This is a genomic window from Janthinobacterium foliorum (assembly GCF_978021625.1).
Genome location: NZ_CDXDQE010000002.1, coordinates 162,457 through 180,020, shown reverse-complemented (window position 1 = coordinate 180,020; position 17,564 = coordinate 162,457). Strand labels below are relative to the sequence as shown.

At 61.2% G+C, this 17,564-nt stretch carries 19 protein-coding genes; 10 read left to right on the top strand and 9 right to left on the bottom strand.

Annotated elements, in window-relative coordinates; translation table 11 throughout:
* Positions 1–38: 38 nt before the first annotated feature.
* On the bottom strand, positions 39–236 hold the full coding sequence (locus tag ACZ92H_RS05245) for a hypothetical protein (protein WP_465048571.1): 198 nt from the start codon (positions 234–236) through the stop codon (positions 39–41).
* Between the two features lie 357 nt (positions 237–593).
* Here ACZ92H_RS05245 and ACZ92H_RS05240 point away from each other — a divergent pair, with 357 nt between their 5' ends.
* Positions 594–1,265: a DUF2625 family protein gene (locus ACZ92H_RS05240; protein ID WP_131375164.1), complete on the top strand. Its 672-nt coding sequence runs from the start codon at positions 594–596 to the stop codon at positions 1,263–1,265.
* A 228-nt stretch (positions 1,266–1,493) separates the two neighbouring features.
* Positions 1,494–1,952 carry a nuclear transport factor 2 family protein gene (locus ACZ92H_RS05235; RefSeq protein WP_131375166.1) on the top strand — a complete coding sequence of 153 codons (459 nt, stop codon included), beginning with the start codon at positions 1,494–1,496 and terminating at the stop codon, positions 1,950–1,952.
* A gap of 49 nt (positions 1,953–2,001) precedes the next feature.
* Here ACZ92H_RS05235 and ACZ92H_RS05230 read toward each other — a convergent pair whose 3' ends face one another.
* The 3 genes from ACZ92H_RS05230 to ACZ92H_RS05220 form a co-directional block, all read right to left on the bottom strand.
* A complete protein-coding gene (locus ACZ92H_RS05230) occupies positions 2,002–3,105 on the bottom strand; it encodes an HD-GYP domain-containing protein (protein ID WP_465048570.1) in 1,104 nt (367 codons plus the stop codon).
* Positions 3,106–3,145: 40 nt separating this feature from the next.
* Positions 3,146–4,324: a pyridoxal phosphate-dependent aminotransferase gene (locus tag ACZ92H_RS05225; protein ID WP_131375170.1), complete on the bottom strand. Its 1,179-nt coding sequence runs from the start codon at positions 4,322–4,324 to the stop codon at positions 3,146–3,148.
* A gap of 82 nt (positions 4,325–4,406) precedes the next feature.
* Positions 4,407–4,841, bottom strand: coding sequence for a putative toxin-antitoxin system toxin component, PIN family (locus tag ACZ92H_RS05220; protein WP_131375172.1), 435 nt, complete (start codon positions 4,839–4,841; stop codon positions 4,407–4,409).
* 30 nt (positions 4,842–4,871) lie between these two features.
* Here ACZ92H_RS05220 and yaaA point away from each other — a divergent pair, with 30 nt between their 5' ends.
* Positions 4,872–5,642 (top strand): peroxide stress protein YaaA, encoded by a 771-nt coding sequence (gene yaaA, locus ACZ92H_RS05215; RefSeq protein ID WP_131375174.1) that lies wholly within the window; start codon positions 4,872–4,874, stop codon positions 5,640–5,642.
* A 129-nt stretch (positions 5,643–5,771) separates the two neighbouring features.
* On the opposite strand, the gene ACZ92H_RS05210 is transcribed toward yaaA, so the two are convergent.
* The gene (locus ACZ92H_RS05210; protein ID WP_099377512.1) at positions 5,772–6,575 is read right to left on the bottom strand and encodes an outer membrane protein assembly factor BamD; all 804 of its coding nucleotides are present in this window, start codon (positions 6,573–6,575) and stop codon (positions 5,772–5,774) included.
* A gap of 89 nt (positions 6,576–6,664) precedes the next feature.
* On the opposite strand from ACZ92H_RS05210, the gene ACZ92H_RS05205 reads away from it, so the two are divergent.
* Both ACZ92H_RS05205 and pgeF read left to right on the top strand, forming a co-directional pair.
* A complete protein-coding gene (locus ACZ92H_RS05205; protein WP_131375176.1) occupies positions 6,665–7,690 on the top strand; it encodes an RluA family pseudouridine synthase in 1,026 nt (341 codons plus the stop codon).
* Complete coding sequence (gene pgeF, locus ACZ92H_RS05200; RefSeq protein WP_465048569.1) at positions 7,690–8,475, top strand: peptidoglycan editing factor PgeF; 786 nt, start codon at positions 7,690–7,692, stop codon at positions 8,473–8,475. The genes ACZ92H_RS05205 and pgeF overlap by 1 nt, the downstream gene beginning before the upstream one ends.
* A gap of 16 nt (positions 8,476–8,491) precedes the next feature.
* Here the strand turns inward: pgeF and ACZ92H_RS05195 are convergent, their stop codons facing one another.
* Positions 8,492–8,725: a hypothetical protein gene (locus ACZ92H_RS05195; protein WP_465048568.1), complete on the bottom strand. Its 234-nt coding sequence runs from the start codon at positions 8,723–8,725 to the stop codon at positions 8,492–8,494.
* A 151-nt stretch (positions 8,726–8,876) separates the two neighbouring features.
* Between ACZ92H_RS05195 and phaC the strand changes: the two genes are divergently transcribed.
* The 3 genes from phaC (at position 8,877) to ACZ92H_RS05180 (ending at position 12,193) form a co-directional block, all read left to right on the top strand.
* Positions 8,877–10,613 carry a class I poly(R)-hydroxyalkanoic acid synthase gene (phaC, locus tag ACZ92H_RS05190; RefSeq protein ID WP_465052352.1) on the top strand — a complete coding sequence of 579 codons (1,737 nt, stop codon included), beginning with the start codon at positions 8,877–8,879 and terminating at the stop codon, positions 10,611–10,613.
* A 227-nt stretch (positions 10,614–10,840) separates the two neighbouring features.
* Positions 10,841–11,404, top strand: coding sequence for a polyhydroxyalkanoate synthesis repressor PhaR (gene phaR / locus ACZ92H_RS05185; RefSeq protein WP_092800050.1), 564 nt, complete (start codon positions 10,841–10,843; stop codon positions 11,402–11,404).
* Between the two features lie 198 nt (positions 11,405–11,602).
* Positions 11,603–12,193, top strand: a complete 591-nt coding sequence (locus ACZ92H_RS05180; protein ID WP_465048566.1) for a nucleotidyltransferase family protein — start codon at positions 11,603–11,605, stop codon at positions 12,191–12,193.
* A 72-nt stretch (positions 12,194–12,265) separates the two neighbouring features.
* On the opposite strand, the gene ACZ92H_RS05175 is transcribed toward ACZ92H_RS05180, so the two are convergent.
* Both ACZ92H_RS05175 and ACZ92H_RS05170 read right to left on the bottom strand, forming a co-directional pair.
* A complete protein-coding gene (locus tag ACZ92H_RS05175; protein ID WP_465048565.1) occupies positions 12,266–12,385 on the bottom strand; it encodes a DUF1203 domain-containing protein in 120 nt (39 codons plus the stop codon).
* A gap of 130 nt (positions 12,386–12,515) precedes the next feature.
* Complete coding sequence (locus tag ACZ92H_RS05170; protein ID WP_465048564.1) at positions 12,516–14,048, bottom strand: sialidase family protein; 1,533 nt, start codon at positions 14,046–14,048, stop codon at positions 12,516–12,518.
* Positions 14,049–14,343: 295 nt separating this feature from the next.
* On the opposite strand from ACZ92H_RS05170, the gene rimO reads away from it, so the two are divergent.
* Both rimO and ACZ92H_RS05160 read left to right on the top strand, forming a co-directional pair.
* The gene (gene rimO, locus ACZ92H_RS05165; protein WP_465048851.1) at positions 14,344–15,699 is read left to right on the top strand and encodes a 30S ribosomal protein S12 methylthiotransferase RimO; all 1,356 of its coding nucleotides are present in this window, start codon (positions 14,344–14,346) and stop codon (positions 15,697–15,699) included.
* A 208-nt stretch (positions 15,700–15,907) separates the two neighbouring features.
* Entirely contained in the window at positions 15,908–17,074 is a 1,167-nt protein-coding gene (locus tag ACZ92H_RS05160; RefSeq protein WP_465048563.1) for a cystathionine beta-lyase, read from the top strand.
* A 38-nt stretch (positions 17,075–17,112) separates the two neighbouring features.
* Here the strand turns inward: ACZ92H_RS05160 and ACZ92H_RS05155 are convergent, their stop codons facing one another.
* Positions 17,113–17,475, bottom strand: coding sequence for a DUF4870 family protein (locus ACZ92H_RS05155; RefSeq protein WP_131375191.1), 363 nt, complete (start codon positions 17,473–17,475; stop codon positions 17,113–17,115).
* Positions 17,476–17,564: the final 89 nt, after the last annotated feature.

Here is a 17,564-nt window from a genome sequence, read left to right as displayed (position 1 = left end):
CGCTTACGGGCGCATCAATGTCGGCATGGTCGGACTGGTCAGCAATTAAACTGCCCTTGCCATCGACGAAGCGCTCTCGGTGCGTCGTGCAAGGCGCTGGAAATATAGGTGCCGGACAGGACGAAGACGAAGCGGGCATCGTCATGCCGGTGCGTTTCGGCTTCATCCTTGCCACGCGTGGCCTTCCGGCGGCGGATATCGAAAAGGCTGCCGCGCGCCGTGATGCGCGTCGCCATACAATTGGCCGGACTTGAACTGGAGTGGAGTGGTCATATCGGCATGGTATGTGCGGCCGCCCTGGCGGGCGAGCGCGGGAGGACGAATGGCGCCAGGCGCAGGATGAACGGTCGATACGGGGGAATGCACGGCATGCCGGACGCCGGCATCAGGCCGGCTTTGCGTGGCCGGCGGCAGGCGTGCAGGGGGACTGGGGAGTGTCTGTGTAAAATTTGCGGAGCGTGCAGATGTCGTCAGCGACACTGCATCGCGCCAGGGGCGAGCCGCTGGAATGCCGGGCGCTGCCCGCCGGGCAGTGCCAGCGTCGTCATGCACTCTCCGACCGCCGGAAGCGGTCATCGATAAGGCCAGGTGGAATGCGTACATTGAATGAATTATTGGATAGTGAAGACCCAGCGTTTCCGCTGATCAGGCAATGGGCCAGCGAGGCCGAGATCCAGGTGGAATTGCTGCCGCCCTCGGCCCGCAGGGAGGACGTGCTGCTGAGCCTGCAGGTCACCACGCGTTCGCCCCTCGGCGCGATCGCCTATGAAACCGGCGGCATCCTCGTCGATGACGGCTGGCTCCGGATATTGGGCTCAGGGCATGGCAAGCTGGAGCGGAACATTGCTACGTGGAACGACGGAAAGAGCGAGGGTTTTTTGTTGGTGGCCGACGACGTGCTCGGCGGCTTTTTTGCCATCAACGGCGGCGCACTCGGGGCCGACCAGGGCAAGATGTATTACCTCGCGCCCGAGACACTGGCGTGGGAGGCGCTGGAGGTCGGCTTCACGGCGTTTGTCGAATGGGCTTTTACTCGCCAGTTGCGGCAGTTTTACGGCCGGCAGCCCGGCGATGCGCAGGACTTTGACGCATTGCCCGAATTGCCCTTGTCCGGCGACCTATGCCTGAATTTTTATCCATTTCTGTGGACGCAAGAAGGCTCCCTCAAGACCAGCTCGCGGCGCGCCATTCCCGTGGAAGAGCAGTGGGCGCTCAACCTTGATCTGCAACAGAAGTTGCTCGATGCTCCTGAGCGAGAGCGCTGAGGCATGGCTTGCGGGCGTCTTTGAACGCATCGCCATGCGCATCCCGAGCCGGCGAAATTGCATTTCAATCCTCCAATCAAGCGGTTTGTCGCACTGGCATGCGCCAGAAAAGGGAAAGGGGATAGCATGCAGTGGGTTTTCTCGCAATGAGCGGCCGCAAGCGAGTGTCCGATACTGCCGCAGCAGGCAACGGACGCTTCCCAATGACCTCGACCAGGATGATTGTCCATGAAATTGACCTTTTCACATGTTCTCTCCACTTGCCTGCTAGGCGCCTTCGGCGTTATCGGTAGCGCGAACGCGGCGTCCGGCGATGCCGAACTTGTTGCCCTGGTACAGCGGCATGCGCAGGCGCAGAATAACTTTGATCAAGCTACGCTGAAAGCCATCACGGCCGAGAATTATGTGGAAATATCGCCGGTGGGCGAAGTGGACGGACGTGAAAAAATGCTTTCCTTTTATGCGCCGGGACAGAAGCGGCCCAGCCCGCAGCTGCAGGTCGACGAACCTGTGGTGCGCCTGCTCGGCGATACCGCGCTCATTTCGGCACGCCTGTCATACCGTCTCAACCAGGATGGAAGCGCCCGTGCCTTCGCCATGCGCGCCGGCTATGTCGCCCGCTTGAGCGGCAACGAATGGCTGCTGGTCAGCGCGCAGTACACGGGCATCCGTCCTGCGAAACAGTAAGGTGGCATTTGCCGGACATTGCGTGCGCTGCGGCCTTGGCCTGCCCACGCTACAGCCGCGCCTCATCGCCCCACACATGGCGCATGCTGAAATGCAGGCCCGCATCGTCTTCGTGCAGCGAGGATACGATGGCAAAGCGGCTGTCTGCCGTGTCGCGGGGCGCCAGCTGCGACAGTTCGGCGGCGGCCAGCGGGGCGCCCAGAGGGTCGCTGAGCGGATGCACGTGGGCGGCGCCGCGCTGCGTGACGACGCCCAGTTCGCCGCTGCGCAGGCGGACTAATGTGCCTGGCGGATATTTCCCCAGCAGGTTGACGAATTGCTCGCCCAGCAGCGGGTCGATGGGCAGGTTCTGGTCGAGGAAGATGTGCTGCAGCGCCTGGTCGGGCAGGATGGAGCGGCGGTAGTTGCGCGCCGAGACGCGGGCGCAATAGCGGTCGGCCAGGCCGATCAGCTTGGCGTTTTGCAGGATTTCATCGGCCGTGCGCCCCTGCGGATAGCCGCTGCCGTCGTCGTTTTCATGGTGCAGCAGCACGCAGCTGAGCCATTCCTCGTCGTCGACACCGGCGCAGCGCAAGAGTTCCTCGCTTTCCTGCGGGTGCTGGCGCACGATGCGCATTTCCTCGTCGTTCAAGGGGCCGCGCCGGTCCTGGAAACTGTCGTGGTGGCGCAGCATGCCCACGTTCATGGTCAGCGCGGCGGCGCCGATCAGCAGCAGTTCGTCGTGGGATTTGTGCATGCCGCGCCCCACCAGCATGGCCAGCAAGGCCGTTTCGATGCAGTGGCGCACGGCGTAGCTGCCGGCGATCTGGTTGAGCATGATGCTGGCCAGGGCGATGTCGGCATCGTGGTCGAGCGCGCGCAGCAGTTCGCGGGCGATGTCGCGCACGTCGCGCTCGGCGTTGTTTTCGCTGCGCAAGTCCAGCAGCAAGCGCTCCAGGCGCTGCGCCGCTTCGTTCAGCAGGCGCAGGACGGAGGGCTGATCCGGCGCGCCCACATACAGGCCCAGCTGCAACAGCCGCCCCAGCTGCGTGCCATCCGAGATGATCTGCCCCTTGCGCAGTTGCGGGCCTGCGCTATGATCAGCCAGGAACAAATCCCAGGGCAGGGGTTCGCCGGGAACCAGGTCGGCCGGGCCGATGCGACGCTGTACCATGCTGTCATCCTTTGCCCCGCCGTGGCGAAGCCGTGCTCGGTTATATGCTGCGCAGGCGCTCCAGCGCCAGGCGCAAGGTCTCGTCTTTCTTGGCAAAGCAGAAGCGCACGATGCCCGACTCCTTGCCCTGCGCATAAAACGCGGAGACGGGAATGGCCGCCACTTTGATTTCCGTCGTCAGCCATTCGGCGAACTGCGCTTCGCTCTCTTGCGAAATGCCATCGTAGCGCACGCACTGGAAGTACGTGCCGTCGGCCGGCAGCAGGGAAAAGCGGCTGCCGGCCAGGCCGCCGCGGAACAGGTCGCGCTTGTGCTGGTAAAACGCGGGCAAGTCCAGGCAGGGCTGCGGGTCGGCCATGTAGCCGGCCAGGCCGTGCTGCATCGGCGTGTTGACGGTAAACACGTTGTACTGGTGCACTTTGCGGAACTCGGCCGTCAGGGCCGCTGGCGCCGCCACATAACCCACTTTCCAGCCCGTCACGTGATAGGTCTTGCCGAAGCTGGAGACGATGTAGCTGCGCGCCGCCAGTTCCGGGTGGCGGCTCAGCGATTCATGGCGCACGCCGTCGTACACCATGTGCTCGTATACTTCGTCGGACAAGATCAAGATTTGCGTGCCGCGCACGATGTCGGCCAGCGCGGCGATGTCGGCCGGGCGCAAAATCGTGCCCGTCGGATTGTGCGGCGTGTTGATGATGATCAGGCGCGTCCTGGGGCTGACGGCGGCGGCCAGCTGGTCCCACGGCACGCTGTAGCCTTGTTCCCCCACCTGCATGGAGACCAGCACGGGCACGCCGCCGGCCAGCGCGATGGCCGGCAGGTAGCTGTCATAGGCCGGCTCGATGACGATGACTTCGTCGCCCGGATGCACGCAGCACAGGATTGCCGTGGTCAGCGCCTGCGTGGCGCCTGCCGTCACGGTGATTTCCGTGCCCGCATCGTAGGCGTGGCCGTACAGGCTGGCGATCTTCGCGGCAATCGCCTCGCGCAAGGGCGCGGCGCCCGTCATCATCGGATACTGGTTGTGGCCGGCGCGCATGGCGTCGCTGACCAGCTCGACCAGGGCCGGGTCGCAATCGAAGTCGGGAAAACCCTGGCCCAGGTTGACGGCGCCGTGCTGCGCCGCCAGGCTGGACATGCGGGTAAATACCGTCGTGCCCACCAGGGGCAGGCGGGTGGTCAGGCTGGGAGTCGGGTAGGGCAGGGACGGGCTGTTCATGAACGGTAGTGGCGCAAGGCAAGAATGGAATCGTTGCCTATTCTAGCGCAGCGCGCCCCGTTCCGGTGGCGGCCTTGCCGCCTCAGGCCGGCAGTGCCCAGCCTTCCGGCACCATGATCCTGAACATGCCTGCCTTGGCCGTCTTGCGCGCCAGCTTTAGCAGCGCCTTGTCCTTGGTGATGAGCACGTCGGCATTGGCGTCGCGTGCCAGTTCGAGGAATTTCTGGTCGTCCTTGTCCGTGCACACGGGCAGGCGCACGCTGGAAGCGACAGGCGCCACCACCGTGATCAAGCTGTCGAAGCGGGCGGCGGCGACGGCGCGGCTGGCTTCATCGAGCGGCAGATGTTTGTAATGCAAGACGACCAGATATTCCTCGCGGCAATCTTCGCGCGTGATGGCGTGCACGGCGCCGCTTTCCATGGCCGCCAGCAAGGGGGCCCAGCGCGGATCGTTGAAGACGAAGAGGTCGAGACAAACGTTGGTGTCGAGGACGAGTTTTTGTGGAGCAGGTATCATGTCGGCAATTCTATTCTGTAGTGATAATTTATGTTGATCGTGCTTTCGCCCGCCAAGAGTCTCGACCTGGAGACGCCGCCAACAACCTCGTTGCACAGCACCCCCGATTTTCTCGACCATTCCGCCCAGCTGATCGAACGCATGCGCCAGTTTTCGCCCGCCGAAGTGGGCAGCCTGATGGGCATTTCCGACACTTTGTCGGCCCTCAACGTGGCCCGCTATGCGTCCTGGACGCCCAGGCTCGACGACGCGCGCCAGGCCATCATGGCCTTCAACGGCGATGTGTATGCGGGCTTCGAGGCGCGCAGCCTGCAGCCGGCCCAGCTGGCCTACGCCCAGTCGCAGGTGCGCATCCTGTCGGGCCTGTATGGCTTGCTGCGCCCGCTCGACCTGATCCATCCGCACCGCCTGGAAATGGGCACGCGCCTGTCGACGGCGCGCGGCAAGGATCTGTATGCCTTCTGGGGCGACACCATCACCGAAGGCCTGAACCGCACGGCAAAGGAGCAGGGCGCCAAGGTGCTGGTCAATCTGGCATCCGAAGAATATTTCAAATCCGTCAAGCCGCGCCAGCTGGACGTGCCCGTCATCGCGCCCGTGTTCGAGGACTGGAAGAACGGCAAGTACAAGATCATCTCCTTCTACGCCAAGCGCGCGCGCGGCATGCTGGCCCGCTACGCCGCCGTCAACGCCATCCGCGATCCCGAACAGCTCAAGCAGTTCGACGTGGATGGCTACGGCTTCGTGCCGGAAGCGTCGAATGACACCAGCTGGGTATTTAGGCGCAAAGTGGGCGAATAGGCGCGAATGGATCGGTAAAGCCCCCGCCCAGTTGCAAAAGCCGGGGTCGTATCCTGAGGGGACGACCCCGGTTCTTGCTTTTGGGGGCGAAGCAAGAAAAAAAACCGGGCTAGCCCGGTTTTTCTTATGTTACTGCCAGAACTTCCACCACTTGCGTTCCTTGTTCACCCCTTCCGGGCTGAGGAATGCCGTGTTCGGGTAGTTCTTGGTCAGCACGCGCAAGGTGTCGTCGCGCAAGTCGGTCAGGCCCAGCTTGTCATACGAGCGGTACATGATGAACAGCGCTTCCTCGATGGCCGGCGAGGCGGCGAAGTCGCTCACCGTCGTTTGCGCGCGGTTGGCGGCGGCCAGGTAGGCGCCACGGCGGTAGTAATAGCGCGCCACGTGCACTTCGTATTTCGCCATCGCATCGATCAGGTAATTCATGCGGGCCAGCGAATCGGGGGCGTACTTGCTGTTCGGGAACTTGTCCACCAATTGCTTGAAGGCCGCAAACGCTTCGCGCGTGGCTTTCGGATCGCGCTCGGTCGGATCCTGTTCGTACAGGAAGTTCAGGAAGCTGATCTGGTCGTTAAAGCTGATCAGGCCCCGCAAGTAGTACATATAATCCACATTGGCGTGGTTCGGATGCAACTTGATGAAGCGTTCGACGGCGGCCAATGCCTGCGCCTGGTCTCCCGACTTATAATACGCGTAAGCGATCTCCATCTGCGCTTGCAGGGCATAGTTGCCGAAAGGATAGTTAGCCTCCAGCTTCTGGAACAGGCCGATTGCAGCTTCATAGTGCTGCCCGGCCATTTCTTCACGCGCCTCCGAGTATAATTTCGTAACGGACCAGTTTTTGGTCTCATCCACTTTTTCAGGCAACAAGCTGCAAGCGGACATGCCGAGCAGAACGACTGAAGCGACTACCAACGATAATTTTTTTTGCATGACGTTTTGCAAGAAGGTTTTAACCAAGATTTTACAATAGGCTGATTATAGCCGATGGGAATGCTGTGATATTAACTCCGAAGCCTAATTTGGCTGACCCCGCGTTTGACTCCCTTTCTGACCATGCTGCCGAAGCGGCGTTTGACGGCGATTTTGCCGCCGACGACGTCTTCGAGGAAATGGCCCCGATTACATTGGAACTGACGCCGGACGCCTGCGGCCACCGCCTCGATAAAGTCATCTCCAAGCTGGTGCCGCAATACTCGCGCAGCCGCTTGCAATTGTGGCTGGAAGCCGGATTCGTGACCGTCGACGGAAAAGTTGCCAAACGCAACATGACCGCCTATGGCGATGAAAAGATCGTCATTCTGCCGCAAAGCGCGCCGGAAGACGAGGCTTTTAAGCCGGAAGCGATGGAATTGAACATCGTGCACGAGGATGAGCATATCATCGTGATCAACAAACCGGCCGGCCTGGTCGTGCATCCGGGCCCCGGCAACTGGTCCGGCACCCTGCTCAACGGCCTGCTGCACCACTGCCCGCAGCTGGCCGGCGTGCCGCGCGCCGGCATCGTGCACCGCCTGGACAAGGATACGAGCGGCCTGATGGTGGTCGGCAAGACCCTGGCGTCGCAGACGGACCTGGTGCGCCAGCTGCAGGCACGCACCGTCAAGCGCGAGTATTTCGCGCTTGTGTGGGGCACGCCGAAAGCGGCGGGCACCATTGACGCATCGATCGCGCGCCACCCGCGCGACCGGGTCAAGATGGCCGTGTCGGAAAATTTCACGGCCAAGCCGGCCATCACGCACTACGAATTGATCGGCAGCGGCGAACTTGACCGCCGCCCCGTGAGCCTGATGCAATGTCGCCTGGAAACAGGCCGCACGCACCAGATCCGCGTGCACATGCAGCATCTGGGCTTTGCGCTGGTCGGTGACTATGTGTATGGCAAGCAGCACCTGGTGTCCGTCTTCTCGCGCCAGGCGCTGCAGGCGCGCCGTCTCGGCCTCGTGCATCCGGGCACCCTGGAAGCGTGCGAGTGGATCGTGCCGCTGGCCGACGACTTCGCGCAACTGATCGCCACGGCCGGCATTCCCGAGCCGGAACAGGTCTGATGAAGGCAGCCTTGCCTTGCCTCGTTCCGCACTGGCCCGGCTTGCCGGCCAATGTGGGGGCGCTGTCGACGCTGCGCGCTGGCGGCGTCAGCCAGGGCGTGTATGGTGACGAGCAGGGCGGCGGCGGCTTGAACCTGGGCACGCACGTGGGCGACGAGCCCGCGCACGTGCTGGACAACCGCGCGCGGCTGGCCGGCGTCTTGCCGGCGCAGCCAGCCTGGCTGTCGCAGGTGCATGGCGTGGCCGTGGCGGACGCCGCCAGCCTGCACGGTTGCGTGCCGGACGCCGACGCCAGCGTCGCCACGCAGGCGGGCGCCGTGTGCGTGGTGATGACGGCCGATTGCCTGCCTGTGCTGTTCTGCTCGCATGACGGACTCGTCGTGGGCGCGGCGCACGCGGGCTGGCGCGGCCTGGCCAGCGGCGTCTTGCGGCGCACGGTGGAACGCATGCGGGCGCAGGGCGCGACGGAGATCCTCGCGTGGCTGGGGCCGGCGATCGGTCCGCAGCAATTTGAAGTGGGGCACGATGTCCTGCAAGCGTTCCGCGACGGCGCGCATGACGATGCAGAGCGGCAAGTTCTATCGGCCGCGTTCACGGCCATCGCTGGCAAGCCAGGCAAGTACCTGGCCGACATCTATGCGCTGGCGCGCACCATGCTGCTGCGCGACGGCGTGGCACAAGTGGCGGGCGGGGAGTATTGCACCGTCAGCGATGCGGCACGCTTTTACTCGTACCGGCGCGATGGCGTCACGGGACGACAGGCCAGCTTGATCTGGCGCAAATAATCTGCACGGCAGACACTTATGTGTCTGCCGTTTTTGTTTTATCGTCTGCTGAGGCGAGAGCGCGCGCCCGCATGTCCGCGATACGCTCGGCCTTGCGTTTGCGTCGCCGCGAGCCCGTCAGATAGAATAGGATGGACAGCGGGATGACGCAGTACAGCACGAAGGTCATCACCCCGGCAACGACGGACGGTTCCGTCAGCGCCATGAGGCCGACGACATAGATCCAGGCAACAGCGGTCATGAGCATCATGAGTAGTGGCAGTCAGTAAAGGTTTGCATGCAGGGTTTGCATGCAGGTGATCAAAAAGTTATTCTTCGACTACGTTTCGACGCCGAACAATGCTGGCGTTCAGCAGGTTTTGTTTGGCGTCCCCAATTCTTGAATGGACTTACATATATCTATGAACATGCCCGATCCTCAAATGATGACCAAGGAATGGATGGCGCAGATCAGCAATCCTGAGCAGTGGAAAACGTGGTTCAACATGGTACCGCAGCCGGCCAGCAATCCGATTGCCGGCATTTTGCAGGATGCGGGTGCCAGCATCAAGCCGGAAGTGATCGAACAGCTGAAAAATGCCTATGTCGCCAAGCTGACGGGCTTGTGGACCGATTTCATGGCGGGCAAGACGCCGGAGCTGAAGGATCGCCGCTTCGCCGCGCCGGCCTGGCACGCCAGTCCCTTGTCCGCCTTCAACGCGGCCGCCTACCTGCTGAACGCCGAATTTCTCACTGCCATGGCCGATGCCGTGGAAGCGACGCCGCACCAGAAGCAGAAGATTGCCTTTGCCGTGCAGCAAATCGTCGACGCCATGTCGCCCGCCAACTTCCTCGCCACCAATCCGGACGCCCAGCAAACCTTGATCGAGACCAAGGGCGAGAGCCTGGCCAAGGGCTTGAGCAACATGCTGGCCGACATGGGCAAGGGCCGCATCTCGCAGTCCGACGAATCGGCGTTCGAAGTGGGCCGCAACGTGGCCACCACGCCGGGCACGGTGGTGTTTGAAAACGCGCTGTTCCAGCTGATCCAGTACACGCCAAGCACCCCCACGGTACACCAGCGGCCCCTGTTGATGGTGCCGCCATGCATCAATAAATTCTATATCCTTGACTTGCAGCCGGAAAATTCGCTCGTGCGCTATGCCGTGGAGCAGGGCAATACGGTATTCCTGATGTCGTGGCGCAATCCGGACCTGAGCATGCAGCACGTTACGTGGGACGATTACGTGGAGCAGGGCGTCATCGAAGCCATCCGCGTGGTGCAGGAGATTTCCGGCCAGGACAAGCTCAACATGTTCGGCTTTTGCGTGGGCGGCACCATCGTTTCCACGGCGCTGGCCGTGCTCAAGGCGCGCGGCCAGAACCCGGCCGCCAGCCTGACCCTCTTGACCACTTTCCTCGATTTTTGCGACACGGGCGCGCTTGACGTCTTCATCGACGAGCCGCAGGTGGCGCTGCGCGAGCAAACCCTGGCCAAGGGCGGCCTGATGTCGGGCCGCGACCTGGGCAGCACCTTCTCCAGCCTGCGGCCGAACGACCTGGTGTGGAACTACGTGCAGTCGAACTATCTGAAGGGCAAGGAACCGCCCGCGTTCGACTTGCTGTACTGGAATGGCGACGGCACCAGTTTGCCCGGCCCCATGTTTTGCTGGTATCTGCGCAATACCTACCTGGAAAACAGCCTGAAAGTGCCGGGCAAGCTGACGGTGGCCGGCGAAAAGGTCGATTTGAGCAGCATCGACGCGCCCGCCTTCATCTACGGTTCGCGCGAAGACCATATCGTGCCCTGGGGCGCGGCGTATGCCAGCACGGCCCTGCTGAACCCGAAAAAGCCAAAAGCCAACCGTTTCATCCTGGGCGCGTCCGGCCACATCGCCGGCGTGATCAATCCCGCGTCGAAGAAAAAGCGCAGCTACTGGAGCAATGACCAGCCACGCACGGCCAGGTCGAAGCCGCAAAGCGCCGAGCAATGGATGGAAGGCGCGACGGAGCACGTGGGCAGCTGGTGGCCCGAATGGGCGGCGTTCCTGGCCGAACACGGCGGCGCCGACGTCAAGGCGCCAGGCAAGCCCGGCAATAAGCGCCACGCGCCGATCGAGGCGGCGCCTGGCCGGTATGTTAAAGTCAGGGCCGAATAGGGAAGGCCAAGCTTTCTGGCAGGGCAAGACCGCGGTGATCTCCGGTCTTGTCAGGAATCTACTTTTAGTTGCGTTGCAATAAATGCGGGAATCTACTACCCTGATGTGCAATGGAGCCGTTTTCCACTCTATAATGCAAAAAGTAGGCAGGTGCGAAAGCGGACCCACGTTCGCTTTTTTTTCGGATTAACTCAGTACGCGCTGCGGCGCAATAAGTGGAACTTGTGATGAGTAGTGCAAAAAAAAATATAGACCGCCTGATTAAAAAATATCCCAACCGCCGTCTGTATGACACGCAAACCAGCTCCTACATCACCTTGACGGACGTCAAGCAGCTGGTGTTGGATAACGAGGTCTTTACAGTCGTGGATGCCAAATCCAGTGAAGATTTGACGCGCAGCATCTTGCTGCAGATCATTCTGGAAGAGGAAGCCAACGGCGCGCCCATGTTCTCGAGCAGCGTGCTGTCGCAGATCATCCGCTACTATGGCCACGCCATGCAGGGCATGATGGGATCCTACCTGGAAAAGAACGTGCAAGCGTTTACCGATATCCAGCACAAATTCACGGGCACGTCGGCCGGCAGTTTCGAAGGCAAGCCATTCAGCCCGGAAATGTGGACCCAGTTCATGAATGTCCAGGGTCCGATGATGCAAGGCATGATGAACAACTACATCGACCAGAGCAAGAGCCTGTTCGTGCAGATGCAGGAACAGATGCAGAGCCAGAGCAAGAATCTGTTCGGCACGTTCCCGTTCGTGCCGCCGGTTCCGCCGACGGACAAAAAATAAGCTGATCCGGTTTTTACGTCGTACAACGGCACAGGAGTTCCTGTGCCGTTGTGCATTCAGGCGCCATATCGCCTCGGTGTGCCAGGTTTTGATCGGAGCATGGTACAACCATTTTTCCTTGATGGGCAGACGCTGTCCGGCAAGGATGACATCGCAGCGTTCGTTTGATATGCAACTGCAGGTCCACGAGGAGTATGTATGGCGCTGCTTGAGCAATTGCAAGCAATGATTGCAGCCGATAATGAGCGTATGCATGTCCTTCGTCTTGTCAGGGAACTTGATCTGCCCGATTGCTGGGTCGCTGCGGGATTTGTGCGATGCTGTGTCTGGGATCATTTGCATCAACGTTCGCCCTCGCCACTGCCTCACGATATCGACGTCATCTGGTACGACCCAAGCAAGGCGACACAGGCGCATGACGCCATGCTTGAGTCGAATTTAAGAGCACGGGACGGCACGCTGGGCTGGTCGGTAAAGAATCAGGCGCGTATGCATGAACGCAATGCGGACCTGCCTTACCTGACCGCTTCCGATGCCAGGAGATACTGGCCGGAAACCGCCACTGCCGTGGGTGTGCGACTCAATGACCTTGCAGGCATCGATATAGCGGCTCCTTTCGGCCTGCATGATCTTTTCGATCTGGTGGTCCGGCCGACAGAGCGATTTCTGACAGCGAAGCAATCGGTCTACGCAGGCCGCGTGCGTGGCAAGAATTGGCAAGGTACCTGGCCCAAGCTACGTATTGAATTCCCAGGTGCTGCTTCCTGCCGTGCTTTGGAACCGGACTGAGCAAGCTCATAGCCTGCATTGGATGATAAGCGATGCAGGAGCCTGAGAATCGCACATGCAATCCATTGCTACCTATGCCCGGTCAACCCGGACAGCGTAGCTACCGCGTCTGGCGTGGTGGACGTGGATATAGCTGACTTCCTGATTGCCAAAGATCTGCTCAATCAGGGTTTCAATCGACGTGCCTTCCACCACCTATTCAGGCGCGTCCGCCATCCGGCTCTTGCTCTGCAAGTCGATCCAGGCAGACGGCACGGATGCCGCCTGGTAGTCATCGTTCACATCGGGTGGGCATGGCATTGTCGACTGACGGTCAGAACTTTCACTTCATGCTTTCGGCAGTCCAGCTTTTGCCGCCGTCGTTCGATATTTCAAATTGCGCCGGCACGCTCCACTGCATTATTTTTCCCAGAATCGCACCCGATTTCAGCGGGGTCAACTCGCGTGATTTCGGTTTGGCGTCCACCAGTGTCCACGTTTTGCCCATGTCGCTACTGGCATGTAAGGTCGTATCGCTCATCAGACTGCTTTCAAAACGCAGCAGGGTGCCATCGGTACGCTGAACCAGCGGAATGTGGCTAGCGGCGACCTCTTGCCAGGTTTGACCTTGATTCACTGAAACGAAAGCATCTCTGGAGGTGATCGCAAATGGCCCGTAACCTTGTGTTACGAGGCTCCACATGCCGCTGCCGCTGATGCGCATCGCATCCACACGGCGATCAGGCATTGCCCGCTCTGACCACTGGCCACTGGCGTAGTCGTAGAGGTGCAGCGTTCCTTTCGTCGACGTGTAGGCAAAGCCTGTGCCGATATCGCGCAGCCAGAACCAGGTGTCCTGGTTCAGGAGCCACTTCCCCAGCTTCTCACTGCGTACCTGATTCCACTCGCCGCGCTCGAGACGGGCGGAATGATAAATCGTGACTTCATTGTTACGCTGGACGGCGACATACCAGCCAGCGTCCATATTGCCAGCCAGTCCGACCAGATTGCCATAGGGAAGGTTGCCAGTGTCAATCGGTTCAAGCTTGTTCTGTCCCGGCGCATGGCGCAGCAGGGTGCCGAACTCGCCGAAGGCCAGCAAGTCTGCATCCGGCATTTGCACCGGCTGCACGCAGTTCAGCGTCTCTATTTTGTCGCTGGCCAGTTGTTTCCATGTTCCCTCAGGGCTGCGCCACAGCACTGTGCCCATGCGGGTTGCGGCCGCCACGCTGCCGTCTGGTAGCTCCGTCACGCATTCGGCGCCGGTGGGGCGGGCCATGGCGACTTCCTCAGCGCGATCCGTATCACTGCGCGATCCGGACCAGCTGACTGTCTTTTCGGGTGCAAACAGCTTCAGGTGCTCGGGAGAATAGCGTTCGAGCAGGGTGCGGTTGTCTCGCACCCGCACGCTGCGGCCGACCAGTACACGCTCGCCATAGAGAGGAGTGACGATCAGGCGGCCCAGATCGACCGGCTTGCCTTCCTCCACAGTAAATAAGCCCAGGCCGCTGCCCATTTTGATGTAGCGGTTTGATTTGCCGGCGTCGGCCAGTTGACTGAAGTAGTATTTCCCCGGTGGCAGGGTCCCCATGAAAAGAGTCGTGTCGCGCGCCATATCCTTGGCAACCTGGTTCAGGATATATTGCTGCAGGACCAGGCTGGATACTGCGTCTCCGCTACTCAGGCGGCCCAAGGTGATCTGGCCCAATCCGTTCACCGCATCAGTGTTGGCAGTAATGCTGACAGCAACGGCTGTACCTTCGGAGGGCACGCCGACGCTGAGAGGGCGCTGCACATGCGTTGTGACACAGCCACCGAGCATCAGCGCAGAGATGGCTGCTGCAAAAACGTTGGCAACGAAATTTTTGATGAACATTTTATTTCCACAGAGCAATAAAATCTTATTATAGCGAGACTGTGTATGAAATAACAAGTACATTAGTCAAGTATGGGCTGCAGCCAGATATGGAATACGTGAAAGAATATGCTCAGGGCAGGTCGCCCGTGGCTCGCACCGTTGCATATCCCGCAGCAAAACCAGACCGCCACTGACAGCTAAGGGCGGCTCGGGGTACAATAGCCGATTCGCCTCACCATTTTACTAGCTGCCAACTATGTCTGAAATTCACCGTATTCCCCTTCCTTCCGCCCAGCCCGAGGCCATGCTGGCCATGCCAGGTGCGGCGCCGAAAGTGGGCTTTGTCTCGCTCGGCTGCCCGAAAGCGCTGGTCGACTCCGAACAAATCCTGACCCAACTGCGCGCCGAAGGCTACGAAACGGCGAAATCCTACGCTGGCGCCGATCTGGTGATCGTCAATACCTGCGGCTTTATCGATGCTGCCGTGCAAGAGTCGCTGGACGCCATCGGCGAAGCGCTGGCTGAAAACGGCAAAGTCATCGTGACCGGCTGCCTGGGCGCCAAGAAAGATGCTGCCGGCGACGACATCATCATGAAGGTGCACCCGAAGGTGCTGTCCGTCACGGGGCCGCACGCGCTGGCCGAAGTGATGGATTCCGTCCACTTGCACCTGCCCAAGCCGCACGCGCCGTTCCTCGACCTGGTGCCGCCGCAAGGCGTCAAGCTGACGCCGAAGCACTATGCCTACCTGAAAATTTCCGAAGGCTGCAACCACCGCTGCAGTTTCTGCATCATCCCGTCGATGCGCGGCGACCTCGTGTCGCGCCCGATCGGCGAATTGATGATGGAAGCGGAAAACCTGTTCAAGTCCGGCGTCAAGGAATTGCTTGTTATTTCGCAAGATACGTCGGCGTATGGCGTGGACGTGAAATTCCGTTCCGGTTTCTGGAATGGCCGTCCCGTCAAGACCCACATGACGCAGCTGACGGAAGCGCTGGGCGAGCTGGCCAAGTCCTACGGCGCCTGGGTGCGCCTGCACTATGTGTATCCATACCCGCACGTGGACCAGATCATCCCGATGATGAGCGGCGGCCACATCCTGCCATACCTCGACATTCCGATGCAGCACGCGCATCCTGACGTGCTGAAACGCATGAAGCGTCCCGCCAGCGGCGAGAAAAACCTGGACCGCATCCAGGCCTGGCGCGCCATCAACCCGGACCTGACGATCCGCTCGACCTTCATCGCCGGTTTCCCGGGCGAGACGGAGGCGGAATTCGAGTACCTGCTGGACTTCCTCAAGGAAGCGCAGATCGACCGCCTGGGCTGCTTCGCGTATTCGCCTGTCGAAGGCGCGACGGCCAATGAACTCGCCAATCCCGTGCCGGAAGAAGTGCGCGAAGAGCGCCGCGGCCGCGTCATGCTGCTGCAGGAAGAAATTTCCCGCAAGCGCCTGCAAGCCAAGGTCGGCAAAACCGTGCGCGTGCTGATCGATGAAGTCACCCGCTCCGGCGGCGTGGGCCGCTCGTCCGCCGACGCGCCGGAAATCGACGGCGTCGTCTACGTCAAGCCGCCATACGAGCCGCACCGCAAGCTGGCCGTGGGCCAGTTCGTCGATGTGACCATCACCTCGGCCGACGCGCACGACCTGTGGGGCGCTGCGGAGTAAGAACGTCATGCCGGCGTCGCGCTGCCTTGCTGTACATTAAGGTACTGTCTGCGGCAGCGCGCCCTGGCCTGAACGTTTTTTCACGGTGAAAATGATATTCGACAAGGTGTAACACTCTGTCAGACGTACGGCAGGCAAGGGCAGAAGCCCTTACAATCAAGGCGGACCAGCACAGGCTGGGCCGCCTTTTTTATTTGCCGACGATGCCATGACCATACCCAAATCCCCGCAAACCGCGCTGATCCACAGCGATTACCAGGCGCCGCAAGGCTTTGCGGCCTTTCCCAACGCTATCCACCACGCGTCGACCGTGCTGTTCAAGGACGTGGCGGCCATGCGCTCGGGCGACTGGAAAGACAAGAACGCCTACACCTACGGCTTGCACGGCACGCCCACCACCTTCACCCTGGAAGCGCGGCTGGCCGAAATCGAAGGGGGTAAATACTGCCTGCTGGCGCCGTCGGGCCTGGCGGCCATCGCCATGGCGGACTTTGCCCTGCTGAAGACGGGCGACGATGTATTGCTACCGGAAAATATCTACAATCCGAACCGGGAACTGGGACGCTGGCTGGCGCAGGATTTCGGCATCACGGCCCGCTATTACGACCCACTGATCGGCGCCGGCATCGCCGCCCTGATTCAGGAAAATACCAAGCTGATCTGGACGGAAGCACCCGGTTCCGTGACCATGGAAGTCCCGGACCTGCCCGCCATCTGCGCGGCCGCCCATGCGCGCGGCGTGCTGGTGGCCCTGGACAACACCTGGTCGGCGGGCCTGGCCCTGCGCGGCTTCGAGCTGGGCGTGGACATCATCATGCAGGCGCTGACGAAGTACCAGTCGGGCGGCTCCGACGTGCTGATGGGCGCCCTGATCACCCGCGAGCGGGCCTTGCACGAGCGCCTGGCGCAGGCGCACATGCGCTTGGGGCTGGGCGTGGGGGCCGATGATGCCTACCTGGTGCTGCGCGGCTTGCCCACCATGAAGCTGCGCTTCGATGCGCATGACGCGGGTGCGCGCACGGTGGCAAGCTGGCTCAAGGGCCGCAGCGAGATCGCCACGGTGCTGCATCCGGCCTTCGCCGATTGCCCCGGCCACGCCATCTGGCAGCGCGATTTCACGGGTGCGGGCGGCCTGTTCTCCGTGCTGTTCGATGCCCGCTACACGGAGGCGCAGACGGACCGCTTCATCGATGCCCTGCAATTGTTCAAGATTGGCTACAGCTGGGGCGGCGCGAACAGCCTGGTGATGCCGTACCGCATCGCGTCCATGCGCAAGGGCTGGCAGTTGCCGGGCCAGCTGGTGCGCCTGAACGTGGGGCTGGAAGATCCGCAGGATTTGATCGCCGATATCGAACGGGCATTCGCGGCGATGTAGGCGGGGTGGCAGGCCAGCGCGACGGCTTGCCTGCCGGCTTACATGGGCACGGGCGTGTTGTTGCTCAGGTCAAGGAAGCCGCGCAGCAGGCGGTAGGCTTTCCACAGCCAGGCCACGCCCCACACGACGAATGCCAGCGGAATGCCGATGATGGTGATCCACAGTACGGCGCCGACGACGATCCAGCACACATACCACCAGAAGGAACGGATCATCCAGCTGTGATGGCTGTATACGAAGGTCCCGGCCGCCTCATCCCGCTTCACGTAATTGATGATGAGCGGAATGAAGGAAAAGGCGCCCAGCGAGAACACGAAGCTGGCGCCATGTATCAGGTACAACCACCAGGCCAGGTTTTTGGTCTGCTGGATGTTGGTATCGGAAATAATATCTTGTGACATGTAGTCTCCCTTGCTTCACTTTTTGCGCAGTTTTTAATTGTAACAAGTGCCGCGGCGAGGGGGCGCAGGCCACGCATGGAGAGGCTGCT